Origin of the sequence: Kitasatospora saccharophila, from assembly GCF_039529925.1 — a bacterium.
Lineage (GTDB): Bacteria > Actinomycetota > Actinomycetes > Streptomycetales > Streptomycetaceae > Kitasatospora > Kitasatospora saccharophila.
The window spans coordinates 74873-91368 of the sequence record NZ_BAAANS010000008.1; the positions used below are offsets into that span (position 1 = coordinate 74873).

The 16496-nt window shown below is 73.4% G+C and carries 10 protein-coding genes, 1 tRNA gene, 2 pseudogenes and 1 riboswitch; of the genes and pseudogenes, 10 read left to right on the top strand and 3 right to left on the bottom strand.

Translation table 11 applies throughout. The features are described 5' to 3' along the window. The first annotated feature begins 47 nt into the window (after window positions 1–47). From ABD345_RS08065 to ABD345_RS08080, 4 genes and pseudogenes are all read left to right on the top strand, one after another. Window positions 48–1685, top strand: a complete 1638-nt coding sequence (locus tag ABD345_RS08065; RefSeq protein WP_344551200.1) for a beta-N-acetylhexosaminidase — start codon at window positions 48–50, stop codon at window positions 1683–1685. Between the two features lie 237 nt (window positions 1686–1922). Continuing rightward, a complete protein-coding gene (locus ABD345_RS08070; protein WP_344551202.1) occupies window positions 1923–2819 on the top strand; it encodes an FAD binding domain-containing protein in 897 nt (298 codons plus the stop codon). A gap of 47 nt (window positions 2820–2866) precedes the next feature. After that, window positions 2867–3439 (top strand): annotated as a pseudogene (locus ABD345_RS08075) ((2Fe-2S)-binding protein); the annotation flags it as partial. Window positions 3440–3792: 353 nt separating this feature from the next. Then, on the top strand, window positions 3793–6114 hold the full coding sequence (locus ABD345_RS08080; protein WP_344551204.1) for a xanthine dehydrogenase family protein molybdopterin-binding subunit: 2322 nt from the start codon (window positions 3793–3795) through the stop codon (window positions 6112–6114). A gap of 60 nt (window positions 6115–6174) precedes the next feature. On the opposite strand, the gene ABD345_RS08085 is transcribed toward ABD345_RS08080, so the two are convergent. Then, complete coding sequence (locus tag ABD345_RS08085) at window positions 6175–7518, bottom strand: hypothetical protein (RefSeq protein ID WP_344551206.1); 1344 nt, start codon at window positions 7516–7518, stop codon at window positions 6175–6177. A 487-nt stretch (window positions 7519–8005) separates the two neighbouring features. Here ABD345_RS08085 and ABD345_RS08090 point away from each other — a divergent pair. The 4 genes and pseudogenes from ABD345_RS08090 to ABD345_RS08105 all read left to right on the top strand — a co-directional run. Beyond that, a pseudogene (locus tag ABD345_RS08090) lies at window positions 8006–8683 on the top strand (S8 family serine peptidase); the annotation flags it as partial. A 113-nt stretch (window positions 8684–8796) separates the two neighbouring features. After that, a complete protein-coding gene (locus tag ABD345_RS08095) occupies window positions 8797–10203 on the top strand; it encodes a S8 family serine peptidase (protein WP_344551207.1) in 1407 nt (468 codons plus the stop codon). A 126-nt stretch (window positions 10204–10329) separates the two neighbouring features. Then, window positions 10330–10659: a hypothetical protein gene (locus ABD345_RS08100; protein ID WP_344551208.1), complete on the top strand. Its 330-nt coding sequence runs from the start codon at window positions 10330–10332 to the stop codon at window positions 10657–10659. A gap of 1 nt (window position 10660) precedes the next feature. Then, window positions 10661–12193 carry a WXG100 family type VII secretion target gene (locus ABD345_RS08105; RefSeq protein ID WP_344551210.1) on the top strand — a complete coding sequence of 511 codons (1533 nt, stop codon included), beginning with the start codon at window positions 10661–10663 and terminating at the stop codon, window positions 12191–12193. A gap of 216 nt (window positions 12194–12409) precedes the next feature. Here ABD345_RS08105 and ABD345_RS08110 read toward each other — a convergent pair. Then, a tRNA-Cys gene (locus ABD345_RS08110) sits at window positions 12410–12484 on the bottom strand. A 305-nt stretch (window positions 12485–12789) separates the two neighbouring features. Then, a riboswitch (guanidine-III (ykkC-III) riboswitch) is annotated at window positions 12790–12854 on the top strand. A 31-nt stretch (window positions 12855–12885) separates the two neighbouring features. Between ABD345_RS08110 and ABD345_RS08115 the strand changes: the two genes are divergently transcribed. Both ABD345_RS08115 and ABD345_RS08120 read left to right on the top strand, forming a co-directional pair. Next, window positions 12886–13200 carry a DMT family transporter gene (locus ABD345_RS08115; RefSeq protein WP_344551212.1) on the top strand — a complete coding sequence of 105 codons (315 nt, stop codon included), beginning with the start codon at window positions 12886–12888 and terminating at the stop codon, window positions 13198–13200. A 128-nt stretch (window positions 13201–13328) separates the two neighbouring features. After that, complete coding sequence (locus ABD345_RS08120) at window positions 13329–14786, top strand: MFS transporter (RefSeq protein ID WP_344551214.1); 1458 nt, start codon at window positions 13329–13331, stop codon at window positions 14784–14786. Window positions 14787–14897: 111 nt separating this feature from the next. Here ABD345_RS08120 and ABD345_RS08125 read toward each other — a convergent pair whose 3' ends face one another. Next, a complete protein-coding gene (locus ABD345_RS08125; RefSeq protein ID WP_344551216.1) occupies window positions 14898–16199 on the bottom strand; it encodes a polysaccharide deacetylase family protein in 1302 nt (433 codons plus the stop codon). Window positions 16200–16496 lie beyond the last annotated feature (297 nt).

Here is a 16496-nt window from a genome sequence, read left to right on the forward strand (position 1 = left end):
CCAACTGGTCTATGCCAATCGGGGCGGTCCGGGGCAGGATGGGGCACATGGACCTCATCCCCGCCCCGTCGCACGTCCAGACCCGCACCGACGCGCCGCCCTTCGTCCTGCACGCCGGCTCCCGGATCGCCGCCGCCCCCGGCACCGCGGCCGTCGCCCGTCGGCTGCGCGCCGAACTCTCCGCCGCCACCGGCTTCGACCTGGACCCGGCCCCGGCCGGCGAGGCCGGCGACCTGGTGCTGGAACTCGACGCCGCGCTCGGTGCCGAGGAGTACCGGCTGGAGGCCGACGCCACCGCCGTCCGACTCACCGGCGGCAGCACCGCGGGCCTCGCGCACGCCGCGCAGACCCTGCGCCAGCTGCTCGGCCCCGACGCGTACCGCAGCGCCCCGCTGCCCGGCGCCGACTGGACGGTGCCCGCGGTGGAGGTCCGCGACGCGCCCCGGTTCGGCTGGCGCGGCGCCATGCTCGACGTCGCCCGGCACTTCATGCCCAAGGCCGGGGTGCTGCGCTTCATCGACCAGCTCGCCGCGCACAAGCTCAACGTCCTGCACTTCCACCTGACCGACGACCAGGGCTGGCGGATCGAGGTCAAGCGCTACCCGAAGCTCACCGAGGTCGGCGGCTGGCGCGAGCGCTCGATGGTCGGCTACCGGGCCGGCGGGCGGCGCGACGACCAGCCGCACGGCGGCTACTACACCCAGGACGACCTGCGCGAGATCGTCGCGTACGCGGCCGCCCGGCACATCACCGTCGTCCCCGAGATCGACCTGCCCGGCCACAACCAGGCCGCCATCGCCGCCTACCCCGAGCTCGGCAACACCGACGTGGTCGACACCGCCGCGCTCGGCACCTGGACCGACTGGGGCGTCAGCGAGAACATCCTGAACCCCTCCGAGGCCACCCTGCGCTTCTACGAGGGCGTGCTGGAGGAGCTGCTGGAGATCTTCCCCTCCACCTTCGTCCACCTCGGCGGCGACGAGTGCCCCAAGGACCAGTGGAAGGCCAGCCCCGCCGCGCAGGCCCGGATCGCCGAACTCGGCCTGAAGGACGAGTTCGAGCTGCAGAGCCACGTCATCCGGCACTTCGACCGCTGGCTGGCCGAGCGCGGCCGCCGACTGATCGGCTGGGACGAGATCCTGGAGGGCGGGCTCGCCCCCGGCGCGGCGGTGTCGTCCTGGCGCGGCTACGACGGCGGGATCGCCGCCGCCAACGCCGGGCACGACGTGGTGATGTGCCCCGAGCAGCACGTCTACCTCGACCACCGGCAGGCCGACGGCGAGGACGAGCCGGTCCCGGTCGGCTGGGTGCGCACCCTGGAGGACGTCTACCGCTTCGAGCCCGTCCCGCCGCAGCTCGACGAGGCCGCCGCCGCGCACGTCATCGGCACCCAGGCGAACCTGTGGACCGAGTTCATGTACAGCGGCCGGGACGTCGACTACAAGGCGTTCCCCCGGCTGGCCGCGTTCGCCGAGGTCGCCTGGTCCGACCTGCCGCGCGACCCGGACGCGCGCGACTGGGCCGGCTTCGAGCGCCGGATGGCCGGCCACTACCCGCGGCTGGACGCCCTCGGCATCGAGTACCGCCGCCCGGAGGGCCCGCGCCCCTGGCAGCGCAAGCCCGGCGTCGTCGGCCGCCCGCTGGCCGGGAAGCCCGGACCGTCCGGCGAGAACACCGCCCCGTGAGCCGGCGGCGCCCGTGACGCAGAGTCAGTGGCGGGGAACTCCGGGCGAGGCCCGAACGTCCTGACCAGGTGAACAACCGATCACCCGGGACACGACCTGATCGCGGCCGCGTCCGGAGTTGTCCCGAGTTGTTCGGACCTGTCCGCGACCCGGGAAATGATCAGCGGTCTTTGTGTGCCAGAGTTGCCCAACCCGCACCGATCGCCCGTACCCTACGGGCGGCAGGCCGCACTGCAAATGGAGCACGGTGGGAACCTGGTGAACCGGACGATCATGTTGCCGGCCTCGGTCGACGAGGCGGTCGAAGCGCTGGCCGTCACCCCCGGGGCGGTGCCGGTGGCGGGCGCCACCGACCTGATGGAGGCGGTCAACGCCGGGCGGCTGCGCCCCGGCGCGCTGATCGGACTCGGCCGGATCACCGAACTGCGCGGCTGGCGCTACGAGGACGGCGGCACCGCCGTCCTCGGCGCCGGACTCACCCACGCCCGGATGGACCGCCCCGACTTCGCCGCGCTCATCCCCGCCCTCGCCGACGCCGCCCGCACCGCCGGACCCCCGCAGGTGCGCAACGTCGGCACCCTCGGCGGCAACATCGCCACCGGCGCCCCGGCCGGCGACACCCTCCCGGTGCTCGCCGCCCTGGAGGCCACCGCCACCCTCGCCCGGCCCGGCGCCGTCCGCGACGTGCCGATCAGCCACCTGCTCACCGGACTCGACCCGCTGCGCCCCGGCGAACTCCTCACCTGGGTGCGGGTCCCGCTGCTGCACGCCCCCCAGGTCTTCCTGAAGTCCACCGGCCGCAGCGGCCCGGCCCGCGCCGCCGCCTCCGTCGCCCTCGTCCTCGACCCCGCCCGGCGCGGCGTGCGCTGCGCCGTCGGCGCCGTCGCCCCCGTCCCGCTGCGGCCGCTGGAGGCCGAGAACTGGGTGGCCGGCTGCATCGACTGGGACGCCCGCGGCGCCGACGGAGCGGTCCTGATCGACCCCGCCGCGCTCGCCGCCTTCGGCGAGTACGTGGCCGGGGCGTGCGTCCCCGAGGGCGGGGCGCACGGAGAGGGGGCGGGCGCGGACGCCGCCCGCCTGCGGCGTACCGTGGCGGTGCTGGCCCGCCGGGCACTGGGAAGGGCGCTCAAGTGACGGACGAACTGCTGAACCACCCCGGGGCGCTCATCGGCGACGTGCGCCCCACCGCCTCCTACACGCTGCGGGTCAACGGCGTCGACCGGCCCGTCACCGACGCCTGGATCGGCGAGAGCCTGCTGTACGTGCTGCGCGAGCGGCTCGGCCTGGCCGGCGCCAAGGACGGCTGCGAACAGGGCGAGTGCGGGGCCTGCACCGTCCAGGTCGACGGCCAGCTGGTCAACGGCTGCCTGGTGCCCGCCGCGCTCGCCGCCGACAGCGAGATCGGCACCGTCGAGGGCCTCTCCGGCGCGGGCGGCGCCAGCGACGTCCAGCAGGCGCTCGCCGACTCCGGCGCCGTCCAGTGCGGCTACTGCACCCCCGGCCTCGCCATGGCCGTGCACGACCTGCTGCAGCGCAACCACCGGCCCGGCGAGGTCGAGGCCCGGCAGGCGCTCTGCGGCAACCTGTGCCGCTGCACCGGCTACCGCGGCGCGCTCGCCGCCGTCCAGGCCGTCGCCGACGCCCGCGAAGCCGCCCTGGAAGCCGAACTCACCGCCGCCGAACGGGCCGCCGCCGCGGGCCCGGCCGCCGAACCCGCCCCCCGGGCCGCCGCCGAACCCCCGCACCCCGACCAGGGCGGCGAACTCCCGCTGTACGCCGACTCCGAACTCTGGCACGAGGCCGACCAGCTGATCCCCGCCCAGCCCCAGGGCGAGACCCCGCGCACCGGCGGCTACGCCTACCCGCCCACCCCGCCGCACGGCACCCCCGTCCCGGCCGACTGGCAGCACGCACCCGCCGCCGCCGACCCGTTCGGCACCGCCCCCGCGGAGCCCGCGCCCGCCGGCCCCGACCCGTTCGGCACCGCCTACCAGGACGCGGGCGCCTACGACGACACCGTCTACGCCACCGACGGCTACGGCACCCAGTACCCCGGCTACGACGCCACCCCCGCCCACGGCATCCGCCTCCCCGAGGACGAGAACGCATGACCTCCGCCACCGAGCTCCCGGCGGCCGCCCCCGCGGACCCCGAGACCGGCACCACCGGCCTCGGCACCTCCCCGCTGCGCACCGACGCCCTGCCCAAGGCACTGGGCATCTACCCGTACGCCGCCGACCTGTGGGCCGAAGGACTGCTCTGGGGCGCCGTGCTGCGCTCCCCGCACCCGCACGCCCGGATCCTCTCGGTGGACACCGCCCCCGCCCTCGCCATCCCCGGCGTGCACGCCGTGGTCACCGCCGCCGACCTGCCCGCGGGCCCCGACGGCACCCCCGACGGCGCCCCCCGCGGACCGGTCACCGCCGACCGCCCGGTGCTCGCCGCCGACGTCGTGCGCCACCACGGCGAACCCGTCGCCGCCGTCGCCGCCGACCACCCCGACACCGCCCGGCTGGCCGCCGCCGCGATCCTGGTCGAGTACGAGCCGCTGGAACCCGTCACCGACCCCGAGGCCGCCTTCCACGCCCCCCCGCTGCACCCCGACGGCAACCTGCTGCGCCACCTGCCGCTGCGCACCGGCGACCCCGACGCGACCGGCGAGGTCGTCATCGAGGGCCTCTACCAGGTCGGCCGGCAGGACCCGGCCCCGATCGGCGCCGAAGCCGGCCTCGCCGTGCCCCGCCCCGACGGCGGCGTCGAACTGCACCTGTCCTCCACCGACCCGCACGGCGACCGCGACCGCACCGCCGCCTGCCTCGGCATCGACCCCGACCGGGTCCGGCTCGTCGTCACCGGCGTCCCCGGCGCCACCACCGACCGCGAGGACCTCTCCTTCCTGGTCACCATGGCCTTGCTCGCGCTGCGCACCGGCCGGCCGGTCAAGATGGCCCTCACCCGCGCCGAGTCCTTCCAGGCCCACACCACCCGGCACCCCGCCCTGCTCCGCTACCGCCACCACGCCGACGCCGACGGCCGGCTGGTCAAGGTCGAGGCGCAGATCCTGCTCGACGGCGGCGCCTACGCCGACGTCTCCGCCGAGGCGCTGGCCTCCGCCGTCGCCTTCTCGGTCGGCCCCTACACCTGCCCCAACGTCTTCGTCGACGCCTGGGCGGTGCGCACCAACAACCCGCCGGCCGGCCGGATGCGCGGCGAGGGCGCCCTGCAGACCTGCTTCGCGTACGAGTCCCAGCTCGACCAGCTCGCCAAGCAGCTCGGCCTCGACCCGCTGGAGGTCCGCCGCCGCAACGCCATGACCACCGGCGACCCGCTGCCCACCGGCCAGGCCGTCACCTGCCCCGCCCCCGTCGAGGCCCTGCTCGACGCGCTCGACACCACTCCGCTGCCCGCCCTCCCGCTCGACGACCCCCAGGCCGACTGGCTGCTGCCCGGCGGCCCCGGCGGCGCGGGCGACCCCGCCGCGGTGCGGCGCGGCATCGGCTACGCGGTGGGCATGGTGCACATGCTCGGCGCCGAGGGCGAGGACGAGGTCGCCACCGCGACCGTCCGGGTCTCCGGCGACCACGCCACCGTGATCTGCGCGGCCGTCGACTCCGGCCAGGGCTTCGCCACCCTGGCCCGGCAGATCGTCCAGTCGGTGCTCGGCGTCAGCGAGGTCTACATCGCGCCCGTCGACTCCGACCAGTCCGCGGCCGGCCCGTCCGCCCGCGGCCGGCACACCTGGGTCTCCGGCGGCGCCGTCGAACGGGCCGCGCTGATGGTCCGCCACCAGATGCTGCAGCCGATCGCCGCCGACTTCGGCATGTCCGTCGAACTGCTCACCATCAACGACGGGAAGATCACCTCGTACGACGGCGTGCTCGGCATGCCGGTCGGCGAGGCGCTGGAGGGCCGCGAGCTCTGGGCCACCGCCCAGTGCCGCCCGCACCCCACCGAACCGCTCGACCCCGAGACCGGGCAGGGCGACGCCTTCGTCTCCATCGCGTTCTGCGCGATGCGCGCCGTCGTCGACGTCGACATCGAACTCGGCGCGGTCCGGGTCGTCGACGTCACCGTCGCCCAGGACGTCGGCCGGGCCCTCAACCCCCGGCAGATCGAGGACCGGATCGAGGGCGCCGTCGCCCAGGGCGTCGGACTCGCCCTGCTGGAGAACCTGCGCACCGAGGGCGGCGTCCCGGTCAACGCCTCGCTCACCGGCTACCGGCTGCCCACCGCGCTCGACACCCCCGACGTCCGGATCGCCGCCCTGCTGGAGGAGCGCGACGTGGTCGCCCCCTTCGGCGCCAAGGCCGTCAGCGCGGTGCCCGCCGTGGTCGCCCCCGCCGCGGTCGCGGCCGCGGTCCGGGCCGCCACCGGACTGCCGGTCGGCCGGCTGCCGATCCCGCCGGAGGACGCCACCGTCCTGGCCTGACGGTCGGCCGAGCGTCAACCCGGCCTCCCCGCAGGCAGATCGGGCCCCGGGCGGCACCCGTCAGCGCAGGCCCTGCACGGTCGAGCGGACGTGCGCCGCCCAGGCCGACTGGAACTCCTCCACGGGCTGCCCGGTCGCCGCGGTGATCTGCTGCTCGTACTCCTCCGGCCGGGTGTACTGCCCCGCCACGAACCCGCAGACCTTGGCGTCGCCGTACTTCGACGCCATGTAGCGCAGCGCGTCGGCGGCCAGCGTGTAGTTCGCGGAGCGCCGGGCGGCGTCGTAGGAGTAGAAGGAGCTCCGCTCGCCGGGCGGCAGCTTCCCGTCGAAGGGGACCTGCTTCAGGACGGCCAGGTCCTGGCGGGCCCGGTCCTCCTTGCCGCGCAGCGCCATGTACTCGGCGAAGCCCTCGGAGACCCAGGCCTTCCGGGTGTCCGTCGTGCTGCTCTCGCTCCAGGAGGTCAGGGTGGCGACGATCGCGTGCGCCATCTCGTGCCGGCCGATGTTCGTCACGCCCTCCTGCCACTGCTTGCCCGTGAAGCGGCCGTCGGTGGTGTCCATCACGATCCGGCTGCCGCCGATCACCGTCAGATCCGGGTCGGACTCCGGTGGGGAATCGGCCCAGAACCCCATGTTGACGCCGGCCTCCAGGCTGTCGTTCGGCCGCCCGTCACCGTGGTACAGCTTGTTGTAGACGTCCCGGCTCCTCTCCAGCACCACGAAGAAGCCCGCCGCCGCCGCGGTCTTGCCGGTCGGCGCCGGCGCGCACTTCCGCCAGGCCGCGAGGTCGTCCGCCGCCGCCCGGGCCATGACGTCCACGTCCCGGTTCAGCTCGGCTTCCTGGGCCTTGTCGGACATCGCCACCAGGTGGTCCCGGACCTGCACGGACAGTTCGTCGTACAGGTCCCACGGAGCCGGGTAGTAACCGTCGTCCATGGTCTTGCCCTCGCCGTTCGTGGTGCCGCCGACCTCGGTGATCACCTCCGCGCCGTCGGCGATCGCCGCCTCCGTGGGAGCCTTCCCGCTCGACGTCGAGTCGGGGCCCAGCACCTTCCACTCGTAGCGCTCCGCGATCGGATAGCTGTCCACCCCCTTCACCTGGTGCACGAACTTCACCGACAGCCGCCCGTCCCGCACCAGGCCGCTCTCCCAACTGGCCTTCTCCCACGGGATCTTGACCAGGTTGCGGAACACCTTCCGCTGCTTCTCCTTGGTCGGCCCCGCCGCGAACTGCTTGACGAACGCCTCCTCGTCCTTCGCCGCCAGCGCCTGCGTCAGCCCCTCCGTCACCTTCACCCACGGCTCGGCACCCGACTTCAACGCCTCCATCCGCGGCTGCCGCCCGATCGTGCGCAGCAGCACCACACCACCCACCCCGGCCCCCAGCAGCAGGACCACCACCACCCCCAGGCAGGCCAGCTTCCGCCCCGCCCCACCCCGCCGGGGCGGCGGCCGCAGACCCGGCTGCTCCCCGTAGGGCGGGAACTGCTGCGCCGGATACGGCTGTTGGACGTACGGCTGTTGGGCGTACGGCTGCTGCGGATACCCCGGCTGCGGGAAGGGCGGCTGCGGAAAAGGCGGCGCCGGATGCCCCGGATCGGGCACGCCGGGCGGCGGCGGGTACGTCACAAGATCCCCCCTGGATGGATGACGCGCCATTCATAGCACAGCGCCCCACCAGCCCCACCGGCCGCTTTCCGCACCACGGCCGGGCCGTGTGTGAGCGATACGATCCTTCCGCCGGGCGTCCCTGGGGAGAGGACGGCCGCACCGGGACGAAACGGGGGACACACCCCGATGAAGACCGACCCGCCCACTAACGCACCCGGCCCGAGAACCCTGGCGGCAACCCTGCTCTCGGCCCTGCTGCTGACCCTCGCAGAACCAGAAGGTCTGGTCGAAGTCGAACCACGGCCCCGAACTCCTGCTGACGGCACCGGGCGGGGACATCGTGACGGCCGCGCCCACGAGCACGGGTCCCTGCAGCAACTCGTACTGCATCGCCAGCGGCACTTCGGACGCCACCGCGTACGTTTCCGCCGCGGCGGCGCTGGTGTTCGCCAAGTACCCGGAACTGACGCCGGGCCAGGTCGCGGAGCGGTTGGTGAAGACGGCCGCCGCTCCTGCCGGAGCGTCCCAACTCCCGTGCCTCCGCTACGGATACGGTGTCGTGCGACCGTACGAGGCCCTGACCGCGAACGTTCCGGCAGGGTCGCCCCAGGGGCCGCCGGCCGCCGGCGCCGGGACGGGAGCGACTCCGTCCGTGACCGTCGGGACGCCGGGGGATTCGGGCAGCGGCGCCGGTACCGGCTCGGGCGGGTTGTCCTCCCCGGGAGCGGTGTCGGGCATCAAGCAGCCCTTGTCGGGGTCGTCCTCGCCGCTGATCGTGGGTGCCACCGGCGCCCTGGCGGTGCTGCTCGTCGTGGTCGTCGCGCTCACGGTGGCGAACGGCCGGAAGCGGCGCCGACCGCGCAGCAACAGCAGCCGTACAGGCCGCCGCAGCAGACGCCTCCTCTGCCTCCCTATCAGGGCGGCGGTAGGCAGTAGGCCGTGCTCCGGTGAAATGTAGTGGCCCCGTCACAGGGTGCCGTGGTGGAACGGAAGGCGAACGATACGATCGGACCGTCCCGCGTTCCGGGGGCGTTGCTAGGGCGAACGGGCTGTCGACTGACGGGGTGTTTGATGAGGCTGACCAGACTGGCGGGCGCGCTCGGCGCGACCGCGCTGACGGCGGGCACGCTGTTCGCGGGGGCGCCCACGGCGTCGGCGGACCAGGTGCGGGACGCGGAGTGGCAGAACGCCTACTTCGGCATGGACAAGGCATGGTCGGTCAGCAAGGGCGACGGCGTGATCGTCGCGTTGATCGACTCCGGTGTCGATGCCACGCACCCGGATCTCGCAGGGTCGGTGCTGCCCGGGTACGACCAGAGCGGCAGGGGCGCGAACACCAACCCCACCGAGTTTCACGGGACCGTGATGGCGAGCCTCATCGCCGGACACGGTCACGGGACGGGGGAAGGAATCATGGGTATCGCGCCGGAGGCGAAGATCCTCCCGATCTACAAGGGCACGGCGAGCGGGGCCGATATGGTTCCGGCCGGCATCAAGTGGGCGGTCGACCAAGGTGCCAAGGTCATCAACCTCTCGCTGGCCGGCGCGGGCAGGCCGGGAAGCGATGCGAAGCTGACCGACGCGGTGGCGTACGCGGCGCAGCACGACGTGCTGCTCATCGCGGGTACGGGGAACGACGGAATCGCGGTCGCCAGTCCGGCGAACGAGCCGGGTGTGCTCGCGGTCGGGGCCGTCGACAAGGCGGAGACGGTCTGGGAGAGGTCGAACTACGGCTCCCAGGTGTTGATCACAGCACCGGGTACGGACATCGTCGGGGCCGGTACGTGCTCCGGTAGCCATTACTGCGTTGCTGATGGTACGTCGAACTCGACGGCGCTGGTCTCCGGTGCGGCGGCGTTGGTGCGGGCGAAGTTCCCGAACCTGACGGCGGGTCAGGTGGCGGAGCGGTTGGTCAAGTCGGCGAAGGTGCCAGGCGCTTTGCAGGGGGCGAAGCTGCCCGATCAGCACTACGGGTACGGGATCCTGTCGCCGTACGACGCGCTGACCAAGAACATCCCCACCGGCTCCAAGCAGGGGCCGCTGGGTGGCCCTTACGCGAAGGCGTCGGGCGGAGGCGGTGAGGCCACTTCCGCCGCCACCTCGGGAGCCGGCGCCGGTTCTGGGGACAGCGGGGCCGGAACGGGGAACGGGGATTCCGGGCTGCAGGAGATGGCCAAGGACGACGGGCCCGGAGCCGGACTGCTCATCGCGGCTGGCGGTGCTGTCGTCGTGGTGCTTGCGGTGATCGTGATCGTTGTCCTGGCGGCGAAGAGCCGCCGTCGCTCGGCAGCCGTTCCGATGCAGGGGCAGCCGCCCTACGGAGCACCGCCGAACTGGCCGGGGGGCCAGCAGCAGTACGGTCAACAGCCCGGCTACTCGCAGCAGTACGGGGGGCAGGCTCCGCCGCCGGGTTACCCGCCGCAGCCGAACTCCTACCAGAACCCGTACGGTTCGGACGGTGGCCAGTCCCAGCGTTGACGGCGTATGGGTATGCGCACCACATAAGCGATACGATCGAATGCTGCAACCAGCCTGCCCACACTGCTGGTTGGCGGGGCATTTACACGGGGAACCATCCACACTCCAGGGGGAGGAGAAGGCCGCATGGCCGACGGCTACCGCGTCAATACGGATGAGCTGGAGGCGGTCGTCAGACGACTGCGGGTCATCCAGCAGAACACGGCTCAGACCGCGGAGAAGAGCGCCTATGGGACTGAGGTTGCGGCGTCCGACTTCGGGTCCAACTTCAGTCACGCCACGGAGCTCCACCAGGCTCATGCCAGCATCCAGGGTTGGCTGACCGACACCATCAACGACCTGAACAAGTTGATCAACGACTTCGGGGACAAGGCCCACACGGTCACCAACGCCTACAAGAGCCAGGAAGCGAACAACTCGGCAGAGATGCTCAAGTACAGGCAGGAGCTGAGCTGACATGGGGCAGCGTTTCCCGGAGTACGCGAATCAGGACCTGATCCCGCTCAAGGCGATGCTCTCGCACGCACGGCCGGAGAACCTCAAGAAGGCCGCTGACCACTGGAGCACGACCAGTTCGGACCTGAGGGCCGCGGCCAGCGACCTGCAACAGGCCGTGGAGCACGCGACGGCCAACTGGGAGGGGGCTGCGGCGGACGGCTTCGTCGCCAAGGCCGGACAGATCCAGCAGAGCCTGCAGAACACGGCTGACCACGCGCTCAACACCTCGTACGCCATGGAAACCGCGTCCAGCGCCCTGCAGGAGGCCAAGACGCACATGGACAGCATCGAGGTCCCGAGCCACCTCAGCAGCGGGTGGAAGTACGTCACCGACCTCGGCGACCGCTCCGACGTGCAGTTCAAGGCGGACCTGGCCAGCGGGATGGACCGCATCAGCGCAGTCAACAAGAACCGCCACGAGCTCTCCGCGACCGAGATCCAGCACCAGTACGCCATCGGCACGATGGAGTACCTGGCCCCGCACTACCAGGACGCTATCGACGCGTTGCAGACGCCCGAAAAGGGCGTCGTCAGCGATCCCCTCAAGCCCTTTCCCGAGCCCCCGCAGAACCCCGTGAGCCCCGGCGGCCCGCCTCCCGTGGCGAAGCCGCCGGCCATGCTCCCGCCCTCGCTGCCGACGCAGCCCGGGCAGACCCTGCCCGGGCAGACGCTTCCGGGGATCCCCGGGATCACGCAGCCGGGGCAGCCCGGGCATCCGGGGGTGCCGGTGGCGCCTCCCGTGACGACGATGCCCGCGCCCGGGCCGTTGCCGCCGGTGCATTCGCCGGGGACGGGGATCGACGGGCTCGACCCGTTGCCGCCGGTGACGCCGCCGACGGGGTCCGGGGGCGGGTGGACCGGTGGGGTCGGGACGTTGCCGGGCGGTGGCACCGGGGTCGGTGGTGCCGGTGGTGGCGGTGTCGGTGGTGGTGGCGCGTACCTGCCGGGGATGGGTGGTGGCGGGTACGTGGCCGGTGGCGGCGCTCTCGGCGGTGCCGGCCGGGTGTCGGGTAGCGGGCTGACCGGTGGGACCGGCGGCGCCGGTGCGGGCCGGGCGGTCGGCGGTTCGGGTGCCGCTGGTTCGGTGGGCCGGGGCGGAGCCGGCGCGGCCGGTGGTGCCGCGGGTGCTGGCGGTACCGGTGCGGCCGGGGCCCGCGGGGCCGGCGGGATGGGCGGCGGCATGCACGGCGGCGGCGGTGCCGGTGGTGGCGCGCGCGGTGCCGGCGGCAAGAGCGGCAGCAGCGGTCTGGTGCGCAAGGCCGGCGGCACGGTGGGCGGGGCCAAGGCCGGCGGTGCCGGTGGGCGGGCGTTCAGCGAGGGCGGGTCGGGCATCGGGAAGGGGCGGGCCGGGCAGGCGGGCGCGTCCGGGATGCACGGCGGCAGCGGTGGCGCCGGCGGCAAGAAGAAGAACCAGGGACACCGCCCCGACTACCTGGTCGAGGACGAGGACACCTGGCGCGGTGGCGAGGCGAACCCCGGCGTCATCGAGTGATCGAGTGATCGGGTAGGTGCGCCGACGTGGTGCCGGGCGGGCGCCGGCGGTGGTCCTGGGGACCGCCGCCGGCGCCCGCCGCCGTTCCGGCCCGCGTCTCCGTCAGTCGGGAACGCGGCCGGGAACCCGTGCCGGAAATGCGGACGGAAAAGAAAAGGGCAGCGGAATTCACCGGGCGCCCGTCCTGCAGATAAAGGGCGACCGGTGAATTCCGGGTGGAGACCATGACGGGAATCGAACCCGTGTAAACCGTTTTGCAGACGGTTCCCTGAACCACTCGGGCACATGGTCATGAGTGGGGCCGGATGCGGCGGCGGGCGTCAACGGGCCCGCGGGGAGGGGCGGCTGGGGCTGAGGCTGGGACTCAGGCGCAACAGCGGCAACGACAGGAACACGCGCAGCCGGGACAGGGGGCACAGGTGCGGGGCGCTGCGAGGGCCACCGTCTTCCTGTTCATCGCCATCTCCTGTCGCGGTACGGGCTGCGCCGGTCTGTTCCGGTGAATTCACTATAGCGGGCGGGAGTCGGTCGGCGTCAATATTCTCCGGCGAATCGCCGGAGAATTCCGGTTGCCGGCGCTGTGCTACCTTCGAAGTGCGGCGGCCCTTCGGGGTCGTCCCGGACGAGGTGCGTCGTACCCGGCACGACAAGACGACGCGGTAGGTGGTTCGACTACTGCGGAGGAGTCCGTCATGGCCTGGGTGGTTCTGATCGTCGCCGGAGTGCTGGAGACCGTGTGGGCGGTGGCACTGGAGGCGTCCAAGGGGTTCTCGCGACCGGTGTCGACCGCGGTGTTCGCGGTGGCGCTGGCGCTGTCGATGGGCGGCCTGGCGTACGCGATGCGGACGATCCCGCTGGGGACGGGGTACGCGGTGTGGGTGGGCATCGGCGCGGTGGGCACCGCGGTGTACGGGATGGTGGCGATGGGGGACGCGGTGAGCGTCGCCCGGATCACCTGCCTGGTGCTGATCCTGTCCGGGGTGGTCGGGCTCAAGGTGCTGCACTGAGCCGGCCGCCACTGCTGCCGCTGCTGCGCTCGCGGGGGCCGCGGGCCTGGTCCTAGGGCGGACGGCCGAGGTGCCGTTCCGCCTGCAGGTCAGGATCGAAATGCGCTGACGGCACTTACCATGTCGTGGTGACCAGCACCTCCCCGGCCGAAACGGCGGCACCCACCACCCGTTCCCTCCCCGACGACGACGGCACCGGCGGGGTGCTCAGCGGCCCCTGGCGGGCGCTCACCCTGGGCATCGTGTCGGTGGTGCTGCTGCTGGCCTTCGAGGCGACGGCGGTGAACACCGCGATGCCGACGGCCGCGCAGCAGCTCGACGGCATCGGCCTGTACGCCTTCGCGTTCTCCGCGTACTTCACCACCACGCTGCTGGCGATGGTGGTCTCGGGGCAGTGGTGCGACCGCAGCGGCCCGCTGGCGCCGCTGTTCAGCGGCATCGCGGTGTTCGCCGCCGGGCTGGTGACGGCGGGCACCGCGGTGAACATGTGGATGTTCGTCGCGGGCCGGGCGGTCCAGGGGCTGGGCGGCGGTCTGGTGATCGTCGCGCTGTACGTGGTGGTCGGCCGGGCGTTCCCGGAGCGGCTGCGGCCCGCCGTGTTCGCGGCGTTCTCGGCGGCCTGGGTGCTGCCCTCGATCCTCGGCCCGGTGATCTCCGGCGCGGTCACCCAGCACCTCGGCTGGCGCTGGGTGTTCCTGGCGGTGCCGGTGCTGGTGCTGCTGCCGCTGGCGGTGATGGGGCCGGCGCTGCGTCGTTCGGAGAAGTCCCAGCCGCCGTCGCGGGCCGGGGCGTACGACTGGCGGCGCACCCGGGACGCGGCGATGGTCGCGCTCGGCGCGGCGCTGCTGCAGTACGCGGGGCAGCGGCTCGACCGCTGGGCGCCGCTGCCCGCGGTGGCGGGGCTGGCGCTGCTGGGCCCGGCGGTGCTGCGGCTGCTGCCGCGCGGCACGCTGCGGGCGGTGCGCGGGCTGCCGACGGTGATCCTGCTGCGCGGGATCGCCGCGGGCGCGTTCTTCGCGTCCGAGCTGTTCATCCCGCTGATGATGCAGACCCAGCGCGGGCTGTCGGTGACGATGGCGGGCCTGACGCTGGCGCCGGGCGGGCTGTCCTGGGCGTTCGGGTCCTGGCTGCAGGGGCGGCCGGGGGCGGAGCGGCACCGGGGGGCGCTGATCCGGATCGGGTTCGTGGGGACGGCGGTGGCGGTCGGCGGGGCGGCGCTGGTGCTGTTCCCGGCGGTGCCGGTGTGGGTGACGGCGGCGTTCTGGGCGGTCGGCGGCGCCGGGATGGGCCTGGCGATCGCCAGCATCAGCGTGCTGATGATGAAGCTGTCGAAGCCGGAGGAGACCGGCGGGAACTCGGCGGCCCTGCAGCTCAGCGACGCGCTGGGCAACGTGCTGCTGACCGGCCTGGCCGGGGTGCTGTTCGCGGCCCTGGGCGGCGGCGCGGTGGGTGCGCCGGCCCACGGCGCGGACGGCGGGTCGGCGCTGCCGGCGGGGGCGTTCGCCGCGGTGTTCCTGACCATGCCGGTGGTCGCGCTGGTCGGCGCGGCGCTGTCGGGCCGGGCGACGGCGAAGGCCGGCGCCTGACGGAGCGGTGCCCGACGTACGGCACCCGGCGAACGGCTCCGGCCGGGCCGCGCCCCGGTTACGGGGACCGCGACCCGGCCGGAGCCGTTGGCAGTGAGGGCAGTGGAGGGCTTACTTGCCGCCCGCCACCACCGGGACGGACGGGGAGGCCGCGCCCCCGGCGGGGGTGCCGGCGCCGCCGAGGTAGGCGTTCCAGCCCTCCTTCGGGGCCTGGCCCGGGGGGAGGGCCTGGAGCTTCTTGAGGACCCCCGGGTCCTGCGCCTCCAGCCACTCGACGAGCTGCCGGAAGGAGACCATCCGGACCTCGGGCTTGTCGGCGATCTGCTTGAGGGTCTCCTCGACGGCGTTCATGTAGATGCCGCCGTTCCACTGCTCGAAGTGGTTGCCGATGATGAACGGCGCCCGGTTGCCGTTGTAGGCGCGGTCGAAGCCGGCCAGGTAGGAGTCGCGGGCCTGCGTCTGCCAGAACGCCTGCCGGCCCGGGTCGCCCTTGGTGTTGTCGCCGGACTGGTTGTACATGATGTTGTAGTCCATCGAGAGCACCTGGAAGCTGTGCCCGGGGAACGGGATGGACTGCAGCGGCATGTCCCACAGCGCGCCGCCGGCGAACTTCTGCGGCCACATCTGCAGGCCGCCGGGGCCCGAGCTGTCGTACTTCCAGCCGCGCTTGACGGCGGTGGGGAGCAGGCCGCGCTGGCCCTCCAGGCAGGGGGTGCGGCCGCCGATCAGTTCCTTGCGGTAGTCGAAGGGCAGCGCGGGCAGGTCGGTGTTGCCGGTGTTGGTGCGCCAGTTCATCACGAAGTCCATGGCCTGCTGGATCTCGCTGTCCCAGTCCTCGGGGGACCACTTGCCGCCGCCGTTGGCGCCGCAGAAGTGGCCGTTGAAGTGGGTGCCGATCTCGTGGCCCTCCAGCCAGGCCGCGCTGACCTGCTCGATGGTGGCGCGGATGTGCTGGTCGCTGAGGTAGCCGATGTCGGAGGCGCCGATAGAGTGCTGCGGCGGGTGGTACAGGGTCTTCTTCGACTCGGGCAGCGTGTAGATGCCGCTGAGGAAGAAGGTCATGGTGGCGTCGTGGTCCTTGGCGAGCTTGCGGAACCGGCTGAACAGCTGGTTGTCGAGCTCGCCCGCGCCGTCCCAGGAGAAGACCACGAACTGCGGGGGCCGCTGGCCGGCCTCCAGCGGGACGGCCTGCGGCTGGTTGGGCTGCGGGCCGGTGTCGGAGGTGGAGCCGTCGCCGATCAGGGCGGCGGGGGGCTTGGGGACGGCGCTGGGGCTGCCGCCCGCGGCGAGGCCGTCGGCCTGTGCGGGCGGGGCGGAGCCCCCGTTCCCGGAGGAGCTAGCGCAGCCGGCGGCGAGGGTGGCGGCGGTCGCCGCACCGGCGGCCAGCAGCGTCCTGCGGGAGAGGGCGTCCATGTCTCACATCCGTTCACCAGGGAGTAAGGGGAAGTCACCGGCCGGATGAACGGTCCATCGGATGGAATGGAGAGATGCGTCGTCCGGGGGAGTCGGCCTCAGCATGGCACGCGTCCGCACGCCGCGCCGGTAAGCACGGCCCGGGTACGGATGACCGGGGGACGCCGCGCCGAAACGCTCACCTGTTCGGCCCACCGGGCCGGGGCGGCGGCGCCGGCGGGGAGTTGACTTGACGTCAGCCGCCCCGGCGCCCGGGCCCGCGACCCCCGCGGGGCACGGACCCGCGCCACCCGGACG